The organism is Noviherbaspirillum sp. (assembly GCF_035654295.1).
Taxonomy (GTDB): domain Bacteria; phylum Pseudomonadota; class Gammaproteobacteria; order Burkholderiales; family Burkholderiaceae_D; genus Noviherbaspirillum.
In genome coordinates this window covers 1-14,983 of sequence record NZ_DASRXF010000038.1, presented here as the reverse complement: position 1 = coordinate 14,983, position 14,983 = coordinate 1, and the positions used below count along the sequence as shown (strand labels likewise).

Here is a 14,983-nt window from a genome sequence, read left to right as displayed (position 1 = left end):
CGTCGCAAACTTCGCTTAAATTCGCGCATCTCCGCACATCCGCGTTCGGTCGGCTTGCCTATCCCTGTTTCCGACTGACGAAGATGACTGAGAACGACAAGAACTCCGTAACACTGGAACACCTGTTCCAGAACAACCGCGAATGGGCCTCCGCGATGGTGGCCGATGACGCCTCCTTCTTCAAGAAGCTCGCCGGCCAGCAGTCGCCGGAATACCTGTGGATCGGTTGCGCCGACAGCCGCGTGCCGGCCAATGAAATCGTCAACCTCCTGCCGGGCGAACTGTTCGTCCACCGGAACATTGCCAACGTCGTGGTGCATACCGACCTGAACTGCCTGTCGGTCCTGCAGTTCGCCATCGACGTGCTGGGCGTGAAGCATGTGATCGTGTGCGGCCATTACGGCTGCTCGGGCGTGCATGCCGCGCTTGCCCGCCGCCGCGTCGGCCTGGCCGACAACTGGCTGCGCCATGTCCAGGACGTCCACCAGAAACACGAGCGCTACCTCGGCGAAGTGCTGCCGCTGGGGGTCAAGCAGGATCGCCTGTGCGAGCTGAATGTGCTGGAACAGGTGGTCAACGTCTGCCAGACGACGATCGTGCAGGATGCGTGGGAGCGCGGCCAGTCACTGACGATCCACAGCTGGATCTATGGCCTGAAAGATGGTTTGCTGCGCGATCTCGGCCTGACGGTCAGCAATGCGGAAGACCTCGCGGCGAAGCTGCCGCAGAGCCTGGCCCGCTACGAAGAAAGCGCGTAACGCGATTTGTAGGGTGGGTAGAGCGAAGCGAAACCCGCCTAAAGCACCCGTCTTGAGCGCTTGGCGGGTTTCGCTTCGCTCTACCCACCCTACGGTCCTTTAAATCAGAAGCAGTGTTCGGCGGCTGGGAAGGATTTGTCCTTTACCGCCGTAATGTAGGCACGGACCGCTGCTTCGATGCTGGTTTGCCCGTCCATAAAGTTCCTGACGAAGCGGGCCTTCCTTCCGGGGAACACGCCCAGCATGTCGTGCATGACCAGCACCTGGCCAGAGCAATCCGGCCCGGCGCCGATGCCGATGGTGGGCATTGCCAGCATGTCGGTGACTTCTTTCCCGAGCGCGGTCGGGATGGCTTCGAGCACGAGAATGGAGGCACCTGCTTCCTGCAGGGCGAGGGCGTCGGCCTTCAGCTTGTCTGCGCCTTCCGCCGTCTTGCCCTGTACCTTGAAACCGCCGAGCTGATGCACGGACTGCGGCGTGAGCCCGAGGTGGGCGCAGACGGGCACCGCGCGTTCGGTCAGGAACTTCACCGTTTCGACCAGCCATGCACCGCCTTCCAGCTTCACCATCTGCGCGCCGGCCTGCATCAGCTTCACCGCGTTGTCGAACGCGGATTCCGGCGTGGCATAGGTGCCGAAGGGCATGTCCGCAATCAGCAATGCGGTCTGGTTGCCGCGTGCGACGCAGGCAGTGTGGTAAGCGATATCGGCCAGCGTGACCGGCAGCGTGGAGCTGTGTCCCTGGCAGACGTTGCCGAGGGAGTCGCCGACCAGCAGGACGTCCACGCCGCACTTGTCCATCAGCGCGGCGAAGCTCGCGTCATAGCAGGTCAGCATCGCAATCTTTTCGCCGGCGTTCTTCATCGCCAGCAGCGACGGTACGGTGACAGACTTGCTGCGGACCGCCTGTTCGCTTTCTTGCAGATATCCCGACATCATCATTCCCCAAGGTTGAAAAATTCCCGCTTGCCGCGCATTTCTCCGATGCGCCTGAGCAGCAGGTTGAAGTCCTCTTCGCGATCGATCGGATTCAGGTTTTCCGTATTCACGATCAGCAGCGGAGCGGCGTCGTAATGATAAAAGAAACGGCTGTAACTTTCACAAAGACGATAGAGGTACAGCTCGGAAATGCCCGCCTCCATTGCAAGAGCGCGTTTTCTCACGCGCTCGACCAGGGTTTCCGGCTGCGCCTGCAGGTAGATCACCAGGTCGGGCACCGCCGCCTGCGGTCGCAGGTGGGCATAGAGCTGCTCGTAGAGGTTCAGTTCGTCATCGCCGAGCGTGAGCCGCGCGAAGATCGGGTCTTTGTCGAGCAGGAAGTCGGACACGATGCGCGTGCTGAACAAGTCAGTCTGCGCCATGTCGCGCAACTGGTTCATGCGCTGGAACAGGAAGAACATCTGCGCCGGCAGCGCATAGCGCGACGGGTCGCGGTAAAACTTCTCAAGGAAGGGGTTGTCCTGCGGCAGTTCGAGCAGGGTCTGCGCCGCGTAGGTTGCGGCGAGCTTGCGCGTCAACGTGGTCTTGCCGACGCCGATCGGTCCTTCGACCACGATGTAGTTGTAGCGCTCGAGGCTCATGTGCGGAAAATGAAGTAAACGGCGCCGACCAGGCACAGGCCGGCCCAGACATAGTCGAGCTTGAACGGCTGGTTCATGTAAATCATGGCGAAGGGAACGAACACCGTCAGCGTGATCGCTTCCTGCATGATCTTCAGCTGCGCGAGGCTGAGCTCGGTGTAGCCGATGCGATTGGCCGGGACCTGCAGCAGGTACTCGAACAGGGCAATGCTCCAGCTGATGATGGCGGCAATCCACCACGGTTTGCTGGAGAGATTTTTCAGGTGCCCGTACCACGCGACCGTCATGAAGACGTTCGACAGGGCGAGCAAGCCCACGGTTTGCACGACGACGGGTATTTGCATGTGACTCTGATTCAGATCTTGCGGATTGCCTGGCCGGCGACGCCGGGAACGAAAGCATGGGCCGGACCTAGCCCCGGAATGGTAATGAAGGGATCGATCTGGAGCAACGGGATCAGCACGAATGCGCGCTGCGTCATCCGCGGGTGCGGCACGGTCAGCGCATCGGATGCGATGACCTGGCTGCCATACACGAGGATGTCGAGGTCAAGCGTGCGCGGCGCGTTGCGATAGGGACGTTCCCTGCCGAAGTCACGTTCGATCGCCTGCAAGGCATGCAGCAGTTCCAGCGGCTGCAGCCCGGTATCGAGCCTGACGACGGCATTGATGTAATCGTCGCCGCCGGCGTCCACCGGGGCGGTGCTGAACAGGCTGGACTGCGCGGCAAGCCGCGTCTGCGGCAGCTCGCCGAGCATTGCAATGGTCCGTCTGACGGTGTCCTGCGCGTCCCCGAGATTGGCGCCGATGCCGATGTAGCACGGCGTTGCGCTCATGTGGCGCTGCCCTCGACCGGCGCCGGCTTGGCCTTGTTACGCCCGCCGCGGCGGCGGCGCTTCTTCGGCGCTTGCGCTTCGCCTTCGACGCGCGGCTTCTTCGCCAGCAGCTCTTCGCGGCCGGGGCCGTCGGCGGCGATGAAGGCCGTCCACCATTCGCCGACCTCGGCATCGAGTTCGCCCGATTCGCAGCGCAGCAGCAGGAAGTCGTAGCCGGCGCGCATGCGCGGGTGTTCGAGCAGCTTGTACGGCGACTTGCCGGTGCGGCGCTCGAAGCGCGGCTGCATGGCCCAGATGTCGCGCATGTCGCTGGTGATGCGCCGCTGCAGCGCGAGCTTTTCGGTCTGGGTGTTGAGCACGTCGTCGGCGGCGAGGTGCAGGGCAGGGATCGGGTATTCGCCCGCGGCCTTGTAGGCGTTCCACTTTTCCAGCACCTGGTGCCATAGCAGCGAGGCGAACAGGAAGCCGGGCGACACGCCCTTGTTCTGGCGCACGCGCTCGTCGGTATTGGCCAGCGCCAGCGTCACGAACTTCTCGCCCAGCGGCTGTTCCAGCACCACGTCGAGCAGCGGCAGGAGGCCGTGGTGCAAGCCTTCCTTGCGCAGTTGCTGCAGGCAGGCGAGCGCATGGCCGCTCAGCAGCAGCTTCAGCATTTCGTCGAACACGCGGGCCGCCGGCACGTTGTTGATCAGCGGCGCCATGACCTGGATCGGTTCGCTGGTCGCGGGATCGATGGTGAAACCGAGCTTGGCGGCGAAGCGCACCACACGCAGCAGGCGCACCGGGTCTTCGCGGTAACGCGCCTCGGGCACGCCGATGATGCGCAGCGTCTTGCTGCGGATGTCGGCGATCCCGCTGTGGTAGTCGAGCACCGTCTGCGAGGCCGGGTCGTAGTACATCGCATTGATCGTGAAGTCGCGGCGCACGGCGTCTTCGTGCTGTTCGCCGAAGGTGTTGTCGCGCAGGACGCGGCCGTGTTCGTCCTTCGGCGCGCTCTCGGCGGAGGCGCCGCGGAAGGTAGTCACCTCGATGATCTCCTGGCCGAACATCACGTGCACGATCTGGAAGCGCTTGCCGATGATGAAGGCGCGGCGGAACAGGCGCTTGACCTGTTCCGGCGTGGCGTTGGTGGCGACGTCGAAATCCTTCGGTTTCACGCCGAGCAGCAGGTCGCGTACCGCGCCGCCGACGATGAAGGCCTTGAAACCGTTTTCCTGCAGCGTCTGCGTGACGCGCACGGCGTTGGAGGAGAGCAGTTGCGGGTTGATGCCGTGTTCCTGCGCCCCGAGCATCACCGGCTGGTGCTTGTTGTCTGCCTTCTTCTTGCCGCCGCCGAGAATGCGCTTGATAAACTTTTTAATCATCGAACAGTGTCAGGATAGGCCAGCCTTGCGCTTGTGCGTGTGCTTTGAGCAAGGCGTTCGGGTTGGTGGCGACCGGGTGGGTGACGGCCGACAGCAGGGGGATGTCGTTCTGGGAGTCGCTGTAGAAGTAGCTGCGTCCGAAGCTGCCGAGCGATTTTCCCTGGGAGGCGAGCCATTCGTTGGTATGGACCACCTTGCCCGGACCGGAGGTCGGGATGCCCACCAGCTTGCCGGTGATCTCGCCCTCCGCCGTGGTTTCCGGTTCGGCCGCAATCAGGGTCTCGACGCCGAAGACTTCGGCGATCGGCTCGGTGACGAAGCGGTTGGTGGCGGTGATGATGGCGACCTTGTCACCGGCCCTCTGGTGCTGCTTCACGAGGTCGGTGGCCGCCGGACGGATGTCCGGCAGGATGACTTCCTCCATGAACTGCCGGCGCCATGCGTCCAGCTGCTTGCGCGGGAACTGCGCCAGCGTGCCAAGCGCGAACTCCAGGTACTCCACCGGATCGAGCGTGCCCGCTTCGTATTGCGCGTAGAAAGCGGCATTCCGCTTTGCGAATTCATCCGGGTCGACGGCGCCGACGCGGACAAGGAACTGGCCCCATTCGTAGTCCGAATCGAGCGGTATCAGGGTGTGGTCTAGATCGAATAAAGCGAGATTCATTATGCCTTTGGTTCACCTTCGAGCTGCAGCAGGCTGCGCAACAGCGGGAGCGTGATCGGCCGCTGGGTTTCCAGCGAATACTGATCGAGCGCATCCAGCATGGTGGACAGGGACCGCATATCCCGACGGAAATGGGTGATCAGATAGGGTAACACGCCGGGCGACAATGTTATGCCCCGCGCCTGCGCCGCCTGCGTCAGCGCGGCGATTTTTTCCTCGTCGGTCAGACTGTGGACCTGGTAGATCAGGCCCCAGCCGAGGCGGGTGCGCAAGTCTTCGCGCAGTGCCAGTGCGGCGGGCGGCTTGTCGCCGGCGGTTACCAGCAGGCCGCCGTTTTCGCGGACCTGGTTGAACAGCGCGAACGCGGAAATTTGTGCATCGGGCGACAGCAGCTGGCAGTCGTCCATCAGGTACAGCCGGGTGTGCTCGTCGAACAGGTACTGATCATCGCCGGCGCCCGCCGGAATGTAGCGCGCGCCTGGTGCCGCAGCCAGCGCGTGCAGAAGGTGCGACTTGCCGGCGCCAGCCTCGCCCCAGAGGTAGACGAAGCGTTCGCCCGGCATGACCGACGCATGCTGGGCGAACTGGTGCAGCAGCTGCGCCAGCTCCGCATTTTGTCCGACGACGAAAGTATCCAGGGTCTGCGGTTTTTCCGCGCCCAGGTCGAGCAGCATTTGCCTCATGACTGACGATAGAAACTGCTGTTGATATATTGCATGCGCAGGTGGGACAGCGCCACGGCGAGGATGGCCGACGCGGGCAGGGCCAGCAGCACGCCGACGAAACCGAACAGGTGGCCGAATGCCATCAGCGCGAAGATCACGGTTAGCGGATGCAGGCCGATGCGCTCGCCTACCAGGCGCGGCGTCAGGAAAAAACTTTCGATGACCTGTCCGGCCCCATAGATGCCGGCGACGACGAACACGCCATACAGGCCTTCGAACTGCAGCACGGCCGCGATCAGTGCGAGCACCAGGCCGAGGCCGAAGCCCAGATAGGGAATGAACACGAGCAGGCCGGTGATGACGCCGACGGGGACGGCCACATCGAAATCGAAGAGCGCCAGCGCCGCGGAATAGTAGAACGACAGCACCAGCATCACCGCCAGCTGGCCGCGCAGGTATTGCGCCAGCAGGCCGTCCGCTTCGCGGCCGAAGTTGACGACCTGGGCGGCCCAGCGCCGGGGAATGACGCTTTCGGCACGTGCCAGTACCGCGTGCCAGTCCAGCAGCAGGTAGAACAGGGCGATCGGGATCAGCGTGAGGGTGGCGAGCCAGCCGAGCACCGCGGCGCTGCCGACCTTGGCCGAGGCCAGGACGGAGCTCCAGATCTCGTCGCTGCTGGTGGCGAAATACTGCGAGACGAGCCGCTTGATGCCGACCTCGTCCAGCCGCACGCGTACCCCGATATCCGCCAGTTTCGGCGACAGGAAGGCGTTCAGGCGGGTCAGCGCGCCCGGGATCTTTTCCTGCAGGAGTGGAATCTGCTTTTGCATGATCGGCAAGACAACCAGGATCAATGCCAGGATTGCCGCCAGCAACAGCAGCATGACGACGATCACCGCCAGGCTGCGCGGAACGGCAACCCGGCCGGGGCGCCGCAATGACAACCAGTCAACTGCCGGATTGAGCGCGTACGCCAGGATGGCCGCCGCGACGAAGGGCGCGAGCACCGGCCCGAGATAGCCCAGCAATGCCACCAGCACCAGCCCGATCGCCAGCCACAGGACGGTCTGTTTTTGCTCCGGATTGAGGGAAAAAGGCATATTTCGGCAGCTTGGGGCAGGTTGGACGGATCGGGTTTGTTAAAATAGCGGTTTCGCCGGGCTTGCAAGCCCAAACCGCTTATTTTACCGCCTCTGCACCTATTCCAGACATGAGTTCCACTTCCAACGTATCCCTTTCCTACCGCGACGCCGGTGTCGACATCGATGCCGGGGACGCCCTGGTCGAAGCGATCAAGCCTTTTGCCAAGCGCACCATGCGCGAAGGCGTGCTCGGCGGTATCGGCGGCTTCGGTGCCCTGTTCGAGATCAGCAAGAAGTACAAGGAGCCGGTCCTGGTCTCCGGCACCGACGGTGTGGGCACCAAGCTGAAGCTGGCCTTCCACTTCAACAAGCACGACACGGTCGGCATCGACCTGGTCGCGATGAGCGTCAACGACATCCTGGTGCAGGGCGCGGAGCCGCTGTTCTTCCTCGACTACTTCGCCTGCGGCAAGCTCGACGTGCCGTCCGCGACCGATGTCATCAAGGGCATCGCCAAGGGCTGCGAACTGGCCGGCTGTGCGCTGATCGGTGGCGAAACCGCGGAAATGCCGAGTATGTATCCGGACGGCGAATACGACTTGGCCGGCTTCGCGGTCGGTGCGGTCGAAAAGTCGAAGATCATCGACGGCAGCAAGATCGTGCCGGGCGACGTGGTGCTGGGCCTGGCTTCTTCCGGCGCGCACTCGAACGGCTATTCGCTGGTGCGCAAGATCATCTCCGTCGCCCAGCCCGACCTGAACGCCGATTTCCATGGCCGCCGTCTGGCGGATGTGATCATGGAGCCGACGCATATTTACGTGAAGCCGCTGCTGTCGCTGATGGAAAAGCTCGAGGTCAAGGGCATGGCGCACATCACCGGCGGCGGGCTGGTCGAGAACGTGCCGCGTGTGCTGCGCCAGAACCTGACCGCGGTCCTGCGCCGCGACGCCTGGACCATGCCGCCGCTGTTCACCTGGCTGCAACAGCATGGCGGCGTGGCCGACGCCGAGATGCACCGCGTGTTCAACTGCGGCATCGGGATGGCGGTGATCGTGTCCAAGGAAAATGCGGACGCCGCGATGGCCCACCTGAAGGCGGCCGGCGAAACCGTCAGCCGCATCGGCGAAATCCGGGAGCGCCAGGGCGACGAGGCGCAGACGATCGTGCAGTAAGGACGGTCTTCGAATGAAAAACGGCTGCAGGTTCTGCAGCCGTTTTTTTTTGGCACCCTCAGTGCTGCCTGTTCCCGCTGTCCTGCTGTGCCAGTGTCTGCAACGGCGCCGGATGGGGATTCGCGTTCATCAGGCTGTGCGGCGGCAGCATGCGCACTGGCTGGCTGTGAGCATTGGCCGTCGACAGCACGTTTGCGCCCTGGTCCGGGGAAGCGTTCCACACCGGGTCGGAAATGCCTTCAAAGACGGCTTTCAACTGCTGTCCCCAGGTGCTGCGGATCATCTGGAAATACTGGTTCTTTTCGTCGATGGTCACGAACTGCGTGACCGCCAGCGTGTCCTGTTCATAGATCAGCAGGTCCAGCGGCAGGCCGACCGAGATGTTGGAACGCAGCGTGGAATCCATCGAAATGAGCGCGCACTTGGCTGCTTCGCTGAGCGGCGTCGCCGGCGTGATGACGCGGTCGATGATCGGTTTGCCGTATTTCGCTTCGCCGATCTGGAAGTAGGTATTTTCGTTGTGCGCTTCGATGAAATTGCCGGCCGCGTAGACCTGGAAGAGGCGGCAGCGCTCGCCCTGGATCTGGCCGCCGAAAATGATGCTGACGTTGAAGTCGATGCCGAATTCGCGCAGCGTGCGCGCGTCACGTTCGTACACGGTGCGCACCGCTTCGCCGACGATCTGTGCGGCTTCGTACATGGAGGCTGCGGTCCAGACGGTCTTGCCGCCGCTGGTCGTCCGCTCCGCGATGATCTGGCGGATCGACTGCGAAATCGACAGGTTCCCCGCGGTCATCAGGACCATCATGCGGTCGCCCGGGTTTTCGAACACCGTCATCTTGCGGAAGGTGCCGACCTGGTCGACCCCGGCGTTGGTGCGGGAGTCGGACAGGAAGACCAGCCCCGAATCGAGGCGCATGGCGACGCAGTAAGTCATGATGGCAGGACAGGGAACAAAATTGGAATTCTACAGGACGAAACTGCGGCCCAGCCCGGAAAGACAGGCCGCGGTGTCGCGAAAAGACCGAAGGAAAGAATCGGTCAGGAAACGATTGGCGAAACGCCAACGCGCACGCTGAGCGATTCGGTTCCGCCCCCGTGGCGCACGCCGCGCACCGGAGCGGCGGAGTCATAGTCGCGTCCTATCGCCAGGCGGCAATACGCGTCGCCGGCATAACGGGCATGGGTGACGTCGATACTGACCCAGCCCGAAAAATCGGCTTCCTCCACCCAGGCGTCGACCCAGGCGTGGCTGGCGGCATGCTCGGTTTCGCCGGGATCGATATAGCCGGAGACATAGCGCGCGGGAATGCCGTGCACATGGCAGCAGGACAGGAAGAGGTGGGCGTGGTCCTGGCACACCCCCTGTCCGAGCTGCAAGGCGTGCGACGCCGGCGTGGTGACTTCCGTTGCGCCAGTACGGTAATCGACGGATGCGCGGATGGCCTCGGCCAGCGCGAGCAGCGACGCGCTCCGGCCGCCGGAAGGCATGTGCCGCGCGGCGAATGCGGCGATCTGTTCATCCGGCTCCGTCAACCGGGTCGGCACGGTGAACACCAGCGGCGACATTGCATCGGTGCCGGGAAGCCGGCCGCGGTCGAGCGGCTCGACGGAGACGGTGCCGCCGGCGAGGATGCGGACCTCGTCGTGCTGGCCGGTGATGGTCAGCATGTGCCCGAGGTTGCCGAAGGCATCGAGGAAGGCATTGCGCCGGCCGGCGGTGGCGACATGCCAGGACCGGACTTGCTGGTGCGGTTCTGCACGCGGCGAAAGCCTCAGCTGCTGGATCGTGTAGGTCAGCGGCGCCGTGTAGCGATAGGTGGTTTCGTGGCGGATCGATAGGAGCATGATCAGGCGGTCAGCGGTACCAGGAAATCGCGGCTGATACGGTTGCCGACTTCATAAATGCGTTCCAGGAATTGCGTGAGGTAGGCATGCAGCCCGGACGAGAGGATCTCGTCGATCTTGCTGTACTTGAGTTCCGCATGCATCTTGCCGACGAAGCGCTCGGTATCCGCCGATGCATCGTTGCGTACCTGCGCCAGGTTGGAAGACACTTCCTCCATGCAGGCCAGCAGCGAGCGCGGCATGTCGGCGCGCAGCATCAGCAACTCCGCAACGCGCTCGGGTGTGATGACATCGCGGTACACCTTCCTGTAGATCTCGAAGCCCGACACCGAGCGGAGGATGGCGGTCCAGTAATAGAAGTCGTGGCGCGCTTCCTCCTCGGCTTCCGGGTCGGCAAAAAGGCTCTTGTCGGCACCGTGGAATTTCACGTCGAGGATACGCGCCGTATTGTCCGCACGTTCGAGGAAGGTGCCGAGGCGGATGAAGTGGAAGGCTTCATCCTTGAGCATGGTCCCGATGATCACGCCGCGCGACAGGTGGGAACGGTACTTGACCCATTCGAAGAATTGGCTGGGATCTTCATCCAGCAGCCTGCTCCTGAGTTTGTTCTGCAGTTCCAGCCAGGTGGCGTTGTGCGTTTCCCAGACTTCGGTCGTCAGCGCGCCCCGCACCGCGCGCGCGTTCTCGCGCGACTGCCGCAGGCAGGACACGATGGAGGAGGGGTTGTCCGGATCGCGCACCATGAAGTCGAGGACGTCCCTGGCGGTCATCAGTCCGTACTTGTGGTCGAAGTCGCCGAGCAGTTCGGAAATGCCCAGCATGGCCCGCCAGCCTTGCTCGGCCGCATGCGCCGATTGCGGCAGCAGCGAAGTCTGCACATTGACGTCAAGCATGCGGGCCGTGTTCTCGGCGCGCTCGGTATAGCGCGCCATCCAGAAGAGGTGATCTGCGGTGCGGCTCAGCATCTTATTTCTCCAGTACCCAGGTATCTTTTGTCCCGCCGCCCTGCGACGAGTTGACGACCAGCGATCCTTCCTTGAGCGCGACGCGCGTCAGCCCGCCCTTGACCATCGACACGGTCTTGCCCGACAACACGAATGGCCGCAGGTCGATATGGCGCGGCGCGATGCCGGATTCGACAAAGGTCGGGCAGTTGGACAAGGCGAGCGTGGGCTGCGCGATGTAACCGTCCGGCCGTGCCAGCAGCCGCTGGCGGAACGACTCGATTTCGTCGCGCGTCGCGGCGGGGCCGACCAGCATGCCGTAGCCGCCGGCGCCGTGCACTTCCTTGACCACCAGCGCGGACAGGTTGGCCAACGTGTACTCAAGGTCTTCCTTCTTGCGGCACTGGTAGGTGGGCACGTTGTTGAGGATGGGGTCCTCCGACAGGTAGAAGCGGATCATGTCGGGTACGTAGGGATAGACGGACTTGTCGTCCGCGACGCCGGTGCCGATGGCATTGGCGAGGGTGACGCGTCCGGCGCGGTACACCGAAAGCAGGCCCGGGACGCCGAGCGAGGAATCGGCGCGGAATGCCAGCGGGTCGAGGAAGTCGTCATCGATGCGGCGGTAGATCACATCCACCCGCTTCGGCCCGCGCGTGGTGCGCATGTAGACCGCGTTGTCGTTGACGAACAGATCCTGCCCCTCGACCAGCTCCACGCCCATTTGCTGGGCGAGGAAGGCGTGCTCGAAATAGGCTGAGTTGTACATGCCCGGCGTCATGACAACCACCGTCGGGTCGGCGACGCCGACCGGCGCGACGGAGCGCAGGTTGTCGAGCAGCATGTCCGGGTAGTGGGCGACCGGCGCCACCTTGTGCTGCGCGAACAGCTCGGGGAAAAGCCGCATCATCATCTTGCGGTCTTCCAGCATGTAGGAGACGCCGGACGGGACGCGGAGATTGTCTTCCAGTACGTAGAACTCGCCTTCGCCGGCGCGGACGATATCCACCCCGGCGATATGCGCGTAGATGTCGGACGCCACCGAAATGCCCTGCATTTCCGGCCGGTACTGCGCATTTCGGAAGATTTGCTCGGCCGGGATCACGCCTGCCTTCACGATATTCTGCTCGTGGTAAATATCGTGGATGAACATGTTCAGCGTCTTCACCCGCTGGACGAGGCCGGCTTCCAGCTGTGCCCACTCGTCGGCGGGAATGATGCGCGGGATGATGTCGAAGGGGATCAGGCGTTCCGTGCCGGCGTCGTTGCCGTACACGGCGAATGTAATGCCTACCCTGCGGAAGATCAGGTCCGCCTCGGCGCGCTTGCGCGCGATGACCTCTGGCGCCTGCCCTTGCAGCCACTTGTCGAAACGGCGGTAGTGCTCGCGCAGCGCCGATTCACTGGAATACATCTCGTTGAAAAAATTGGGCATGGCATCCTGTTCCGGCATTCAATTAATTTAATACGGCGCGCTCGCCGGCGGCATGATCCACCGCATGGTCAGAGTAACAAGAAACGTGCCAGCAGGTAGTGCGCGCTCAGGGAGTGCGGATGTGATCCACCAGCGCGTTGGATTGCGGCTCCGGCTTCCTCGTCAGCAGGCTGACCGCAATGATGGTCAGGAAGCCCGCGGGCACGCCGAATACGCCGGCGGAAATGGGAGCGATGCCAAACCATTGGTGATCGGCCGAGCCGCCAAGCGCCGGATAGGTGCGCAGCATGTAGTACACGCACACGCTGAATCCGACCGCCATGCCGGCGATTGCACCTTGCTGGTTCGCACGCTTCCAGAAAACGCCCAACACCAGGGCAGCGAACAGCGCGGAAGCGGCCAGCGAGAAGGCGGCGCCGACCATCGACAGGATGTCGCCGGGCTTGAGCGAGGCCGCATAGGCGGCCACCAATGCCACCACGAGCAGCAGCAGCTTGGAGATGGTCACGCGTTTCTGGGTCGAGGCCCTGGGGTCGACGGTCTTGTAGTACACGTCGTGCGACAAGGCGTTCGAAATCGTCAGCAGCAGGCCGTCGGCGGTGGACAGCGCGGCGGCCAGGCCGCCGGCGGCGATCAGTCCGGAAATCACGTAGGGCAGGCCGGCGATCTCGGGCGTGGCCAGCACCACGATGTCGCCGTCCATCACGATCTCCGCGAGCTGGACGATGTTGTCCTTGTTCATGTCGGTGATCGATACCAGCGGATTGACCTTGTCGACACTCGCCCAGTACGAGACCCAGGATGGCATCTTCGAGAAATCGGTGCCGAGCAGCGAGGTGTAGATGTCGTACTTGACCAGCACGGCGAGCGCGGGAACGCTGGTGTACAGGAGCATGATGAAGAGCAGTGTCCAGAGCACCGCTCTTCGTGTTTCCGCGACCGAGGGCGTGGTGTAGAAGCGCACCAGGATGTGCGGCAGCGCGGCCGTGCCCATCATCAGGCACAGCACGAGCGCCATGAAGTTGTTGCGCTTGACCTCGGACGCTTCCGCGGTCTTGCCGGGGAAGGGCGACGTGTGCGGGACCACCGGTTCGGCGCGGGCGAGGTTGAAGGCACGCGCCTCGCTCCACTTCCGGCGCGCTTCCTCGACATCCTTCGGATAGGCGGCGAGCGCACGGCCGGCGGCCTTGATCTCGATCAGCGAGGCGTTGGTCCGCTTCAGGTCTTCCACATGCCGCTGCATGTCGACCAGTCCGTTCTCCCACGAGGTCGGCAGCGACGCGATCTTGAATGCATAGTCGTTTGCCCGTTCGCGGAAGATGGCGCGCACCTGCTGCTCCATCGGATCCTCGTTGATCTCCTTCTCACGCTCGCTCAGTTTCGACAGTGCCGAACCATAGGCGACCTGCGGGATCGGCACGCTCGTATGCTTCACCGAGAGCCAGACGACCGGGATCATGTAGGCGATCAGCATGATGATGTACTGGGCGACCTGCGTCCAGGTGATCGCTCGCATGCCGCCGAGGAAGGAACAGACCAGGATGCTGGCCAGGCCGAGGAAGATCCCGACCGAAAAGTCGACGCCCGTGAAGCGCGAAGTGATCAACCCCACGCCGTAAATCTGCGCGACGACATAGGTGAACGACACCAGCACGGTGAAGGCAACGGCAAGGATGCGTACCGGCGTGCTGCCCCAAGGGCCCGAGTAGCGTGCTGCGAGGAAATCCGGAATCGTGTAGTGGCCGAACTTGTTGAGATACGGCGCAACCAGCAGCGCCACCAGGCAGTAGCCGCCTGTCCATCCCAGGATATAGGCGAGGCCGTCGAAGCCGAGGACGTAAAGGCCGCCGGCCAGGCTGATGAAGCTGGCCGCCGACATCCAGTCCGCCGCTGTCGCCATGCCGTTGAAGAGGGCGGGCACGCGCCGGCCGGCGACGTAGTACTCCGAGACATCCGAGGTGCGGCTGATCACGCCGATGCCGGCGTACACCACGATGCTTGAAAAGATGAACAGATAGCCGATCCAGGCGCGGGGGAAGCCTTCCTTTTCAAGGATCGAAAGCACCAGCAGGAAGATGACGCAGCCGACTGTGTACCAGCCGTAGTACCGGAGCAGCCGGCGGAAAAAGGCGTCATTGCGCATCGGCAGTCTCTTTCCGCAACAGGCGGTCCAGGCGCTGCATGTACAACACGTAAGCGACAACGATCGCCAGGTAGAGCAGCGTCAGCCCCTGCGCCGCCATGTAAAAGGAAAACGGCCAGCCGAATACCGTGAATGCGGTCAGCTCCCGGGCAAAGTAGATGATGCCGAAGGTGGAACTGAACCATAGCGCAACCAGCGTGAAGGTGAACTGCCGGGCTTTGCTCCAGTACAGCTCCCGGTTATGGTTGTTCTTGTTTTCCATCACCCGATATCCTCGATGAAATCGGGGCGCTGTTCCATGCGCAGCGTCACGCGGAACAGGCAGCCCGGGAATTTGGGATCGTGGCTGTGCGGATTGTTGAAGATATCCACGATCGCAGCATGCTGCTGCGCGATCTCGCGCACGATGGACAGCCCCAGGCCGCTGCCTTCGACATTGCTGCCGAGGATGCGGTAGAAGCGTTCGAAAACATGCGAACGCTCGGCCGGGGGAA

The 14,983-nt window shown here is 63.1% G+C and carries 17 protein-coding genes; 2 read left to right on the top strand and 15 right to left on the bottom strand.

Annotated elements, in window-relative coordinates; genetic code table 11:
• Positions 1 to 83 precede the first annotated feature (83 nt).
• Positions 84 to 758 (top strand): carbonate dehydratase, encoded by a 675-nt coding sequence (gene can / locus VFF99_RS04390; RefSeq protein ID WP_325015328.1) that lies wholly within the window; start codon positions 84 to 86, stop codon positions 756 to 758.
• A 104-nt stretch (positions 759 to 862) separates the two neighbouring features.
• On the opposite strand, the gene panB is transcribed toward can, so the two are convergent.
• From panB to VFF99_RS04350, 8 genes are read right to left on the bottom strand one after another with little or no spacing between them, the layout of a single operon-like run.
• Positions 863 to 1,693, bottom strand: coding sequence for a 3-methyl-2-oxobutanoate hydroxymethyltransferase (panB, locus tag VFF99_RS04385; RefSeq protein WP_325015327.1), 831 nt, complete (start codon positions 1,691 to 1,693; stop codon positions 863 to 865).
• A 2-nt stretch (positions 1,694 to 1,695) separates the two neighbouring features.
• The gene (locus tag VFF99_RS04380) at positions 1,696 to 2,337 is read right to left on the bottom strand and encodes a deoxynucleoside kinase (RefSeq protein WP_325015325.1); all 642 of its coding nucleotides are present in this window, start codon (positions 2,335 to 2,337) and stop codon (positions 1,696 to 1,698) included.
• Positions 2,334 to 2,681, bottom strand: a complete 348-nt coding sequence (locus VFF99_RS04375; protein ID WP_325015323.1) for a DMT family protein — start codon at positions 2,679 to 2,681, stop codon at positions 2,334 to 2,336. Before VFF99_RS04375 ends, VFF99_RS04380 begins: the two co-directional genes overlap by 4 nt.
• Before the next feature lie 11 nt (positions 2,682 to 2,692).
• The gene (gene folK / locus VFF99_RS04370; RefSeq protein WP_325015321.1) at positions 2,693 to 3,172 is read right to left on the bottom strand and encodes a 2-amino-4-hydroxy-6-hydroxymethyldihydropteridine diphosphokinase; all 480 of its coding nucleotides are present in this window, start codon (positions 3,170 to 3,172) and stop codon (positions 2,693 to 2,695) included.
• Positions 3,169 to 4,536: a polynucleotide adenylyltransferase PcnB gene (gene pcnB / locus VFF99_RS04365; RefSeq protein WP_325015319.1), complete on the bottom strand. Its 1,368-nt coding sequence runs from the start codon at positions 4,534 to 4,536 to the stop codon at positions 3,169 to 3,171. Before pcnB ends, folK begins: the two co-directional genes overlap by 4 nt.
• The gene (locus tag VFF99_RS04360; RefSeq protein WP_325015317.1) at positions 4,529 to 5,200 is read right to left on the bottom strand and encodes an HAD family hydrolase; all 672 of its coding nucleotides are present in this window, start codon (positions 5,198 to 5,200) and stop codon (positions 4,529 to 4,531) included. Before VFF99_RS04360 ends, pcnB begins: the two co-directional genes overlap by 8 nt.
• A complete protein-coding gene (gene hda, locus VFF99_RS04355) occupies positions 5,200 to 5,883 on the bottom strand; it encodes a DnaA regulatory inactivator Hda (RefSeq protein WP_325015315.1) in 684 nt (227 codons plus the stop codon). The genes VFF99_RS04360 and hda overlap by 1 nt, the downstream gene beginning before the upstream one ends.
• Positions 5,880 to 6,965, bottom strand: a complete 1,086-nt coding sequence (locus tag VFF99_RS04350; protein ID WP_325015313.1) for an AI-2E family transporter — start codon at positions 6,963 to 6,965, stop codon at positions 5,880 to 5,882. Before VFF99_RS04350 ends, hda begins: the two co-directional genes overlap by 4 nt.
• A 110-nt stretch (positions 6,966 to 7,075) precedes the next feature.
• Here VFF99_RS04350 and purM point away from each other — a divergent pair, with 110 nt between their 5' ends.
• The gene (gene purM / locus VFF99_RS04345) at positions 7,076 to 8,119 is read left to right on the top strand and encodes a phosphoribosylformylglycinamidine cyclo-ligase (RefSeq protein WP_325015311.1); all 1,044 of its coding nucleotides are present in this window, start codon (positions 7,076 to 7,078) and stop codon (positions 8,117 to 8,119) included.
• 58 nt (positions 8,120 to 8,177) lie between these two features.
• Here the strand turns inward: purM and VFF99_RS04340 are convergent, their stop codons facing one another.
• From VFF99_RS04340 to VFF99_RS04310, 7 genes are all read right to left on the bottom strand, one after another.
• The gene (locus VFF99_RS04340) at positions 8,178 to 9,056 is read right to left on the bottom strand and encodes a peptidase (RefSeq protein WP_325015310.1); all 879 of its coding nucleotides are present in this window, start codon (positions 9,054 to 9,056) and stop codon (positions 8,178 to 8,180) included.
• 104 nt (positions 9,057 to 9,160) lie between these two features.
• A complete protein-coding gene (locus tag VFF99_RS04335) occupies positions 9,161 to 9,967 on the bottom strand; it encodes a transglutaminase family protein (RefSeq protein ID WP_325015308.1) in 807 nt (268 codons plus the stop codon).
• 2 nt (positions 9,968 to 9,969) lie between these two features.
• Positions 9,970 to 10,932 (bottom strand): alpha-E domain-containing protein, encoded by a 963-nt coding sequence (locus VFF99_RS04330; RefSeq protein ID WP_325015306.1) that lies wholly within the window; start codon positions 10,930 to 10,932, stop codon positions 9,970 to 9,972.
• 1 nt (position 10,933) lies between these two features.
• Positions 10,934 to 12,346, bottom strand: coding sequence for a circularly permuted type 2 ATP-grasp protein (locus VFF99_RS04325; RefSeq protein WP_325015304.1), 1,413 nt, complete (start codon positions 12,344 to 12,346; stop codon positions 10,934 to 10,936).
• A 106-nt stretch (positions 12,347 to 12,452) separates the two neighbouring features.
• Positions 12,453 to 14,489, bottom strand: a complete 2,037-nt coding sequence (locus VFF99_RS04320) for a sodium:solute symporter family protein (protein ID WP_325015302.1) — start codon at positions 14,487 to 14,489, stop codon at positions 12,453 to 12,455.
• A complete protein-coding gene (locus VFF99_RS04315) occupies positions 14,479 to 14,751 on the bottom strand; it encodes a DUF4212 domain-containing protein (RefSeq protein WP_325015300.1) in 273 nt (90 codons plus the stop codon). The genes VFF99_RS04320 and VFF99_RS04315 overlap by 11 nt, the downstream gene beginning before the upstream one ends.
• Positions 14,751 to 14,983, bottom strand: a 233-nt coding sequence (locus VFF99_RS04310) for an ATP-binding protein (RefSeq protein WP_325015298.1), incomplete at its 5' end; no start/stop codon positions are given. The genes VFF99_RS04315 and VFF99_RS04310, both read right to left, overlap by 1 nt.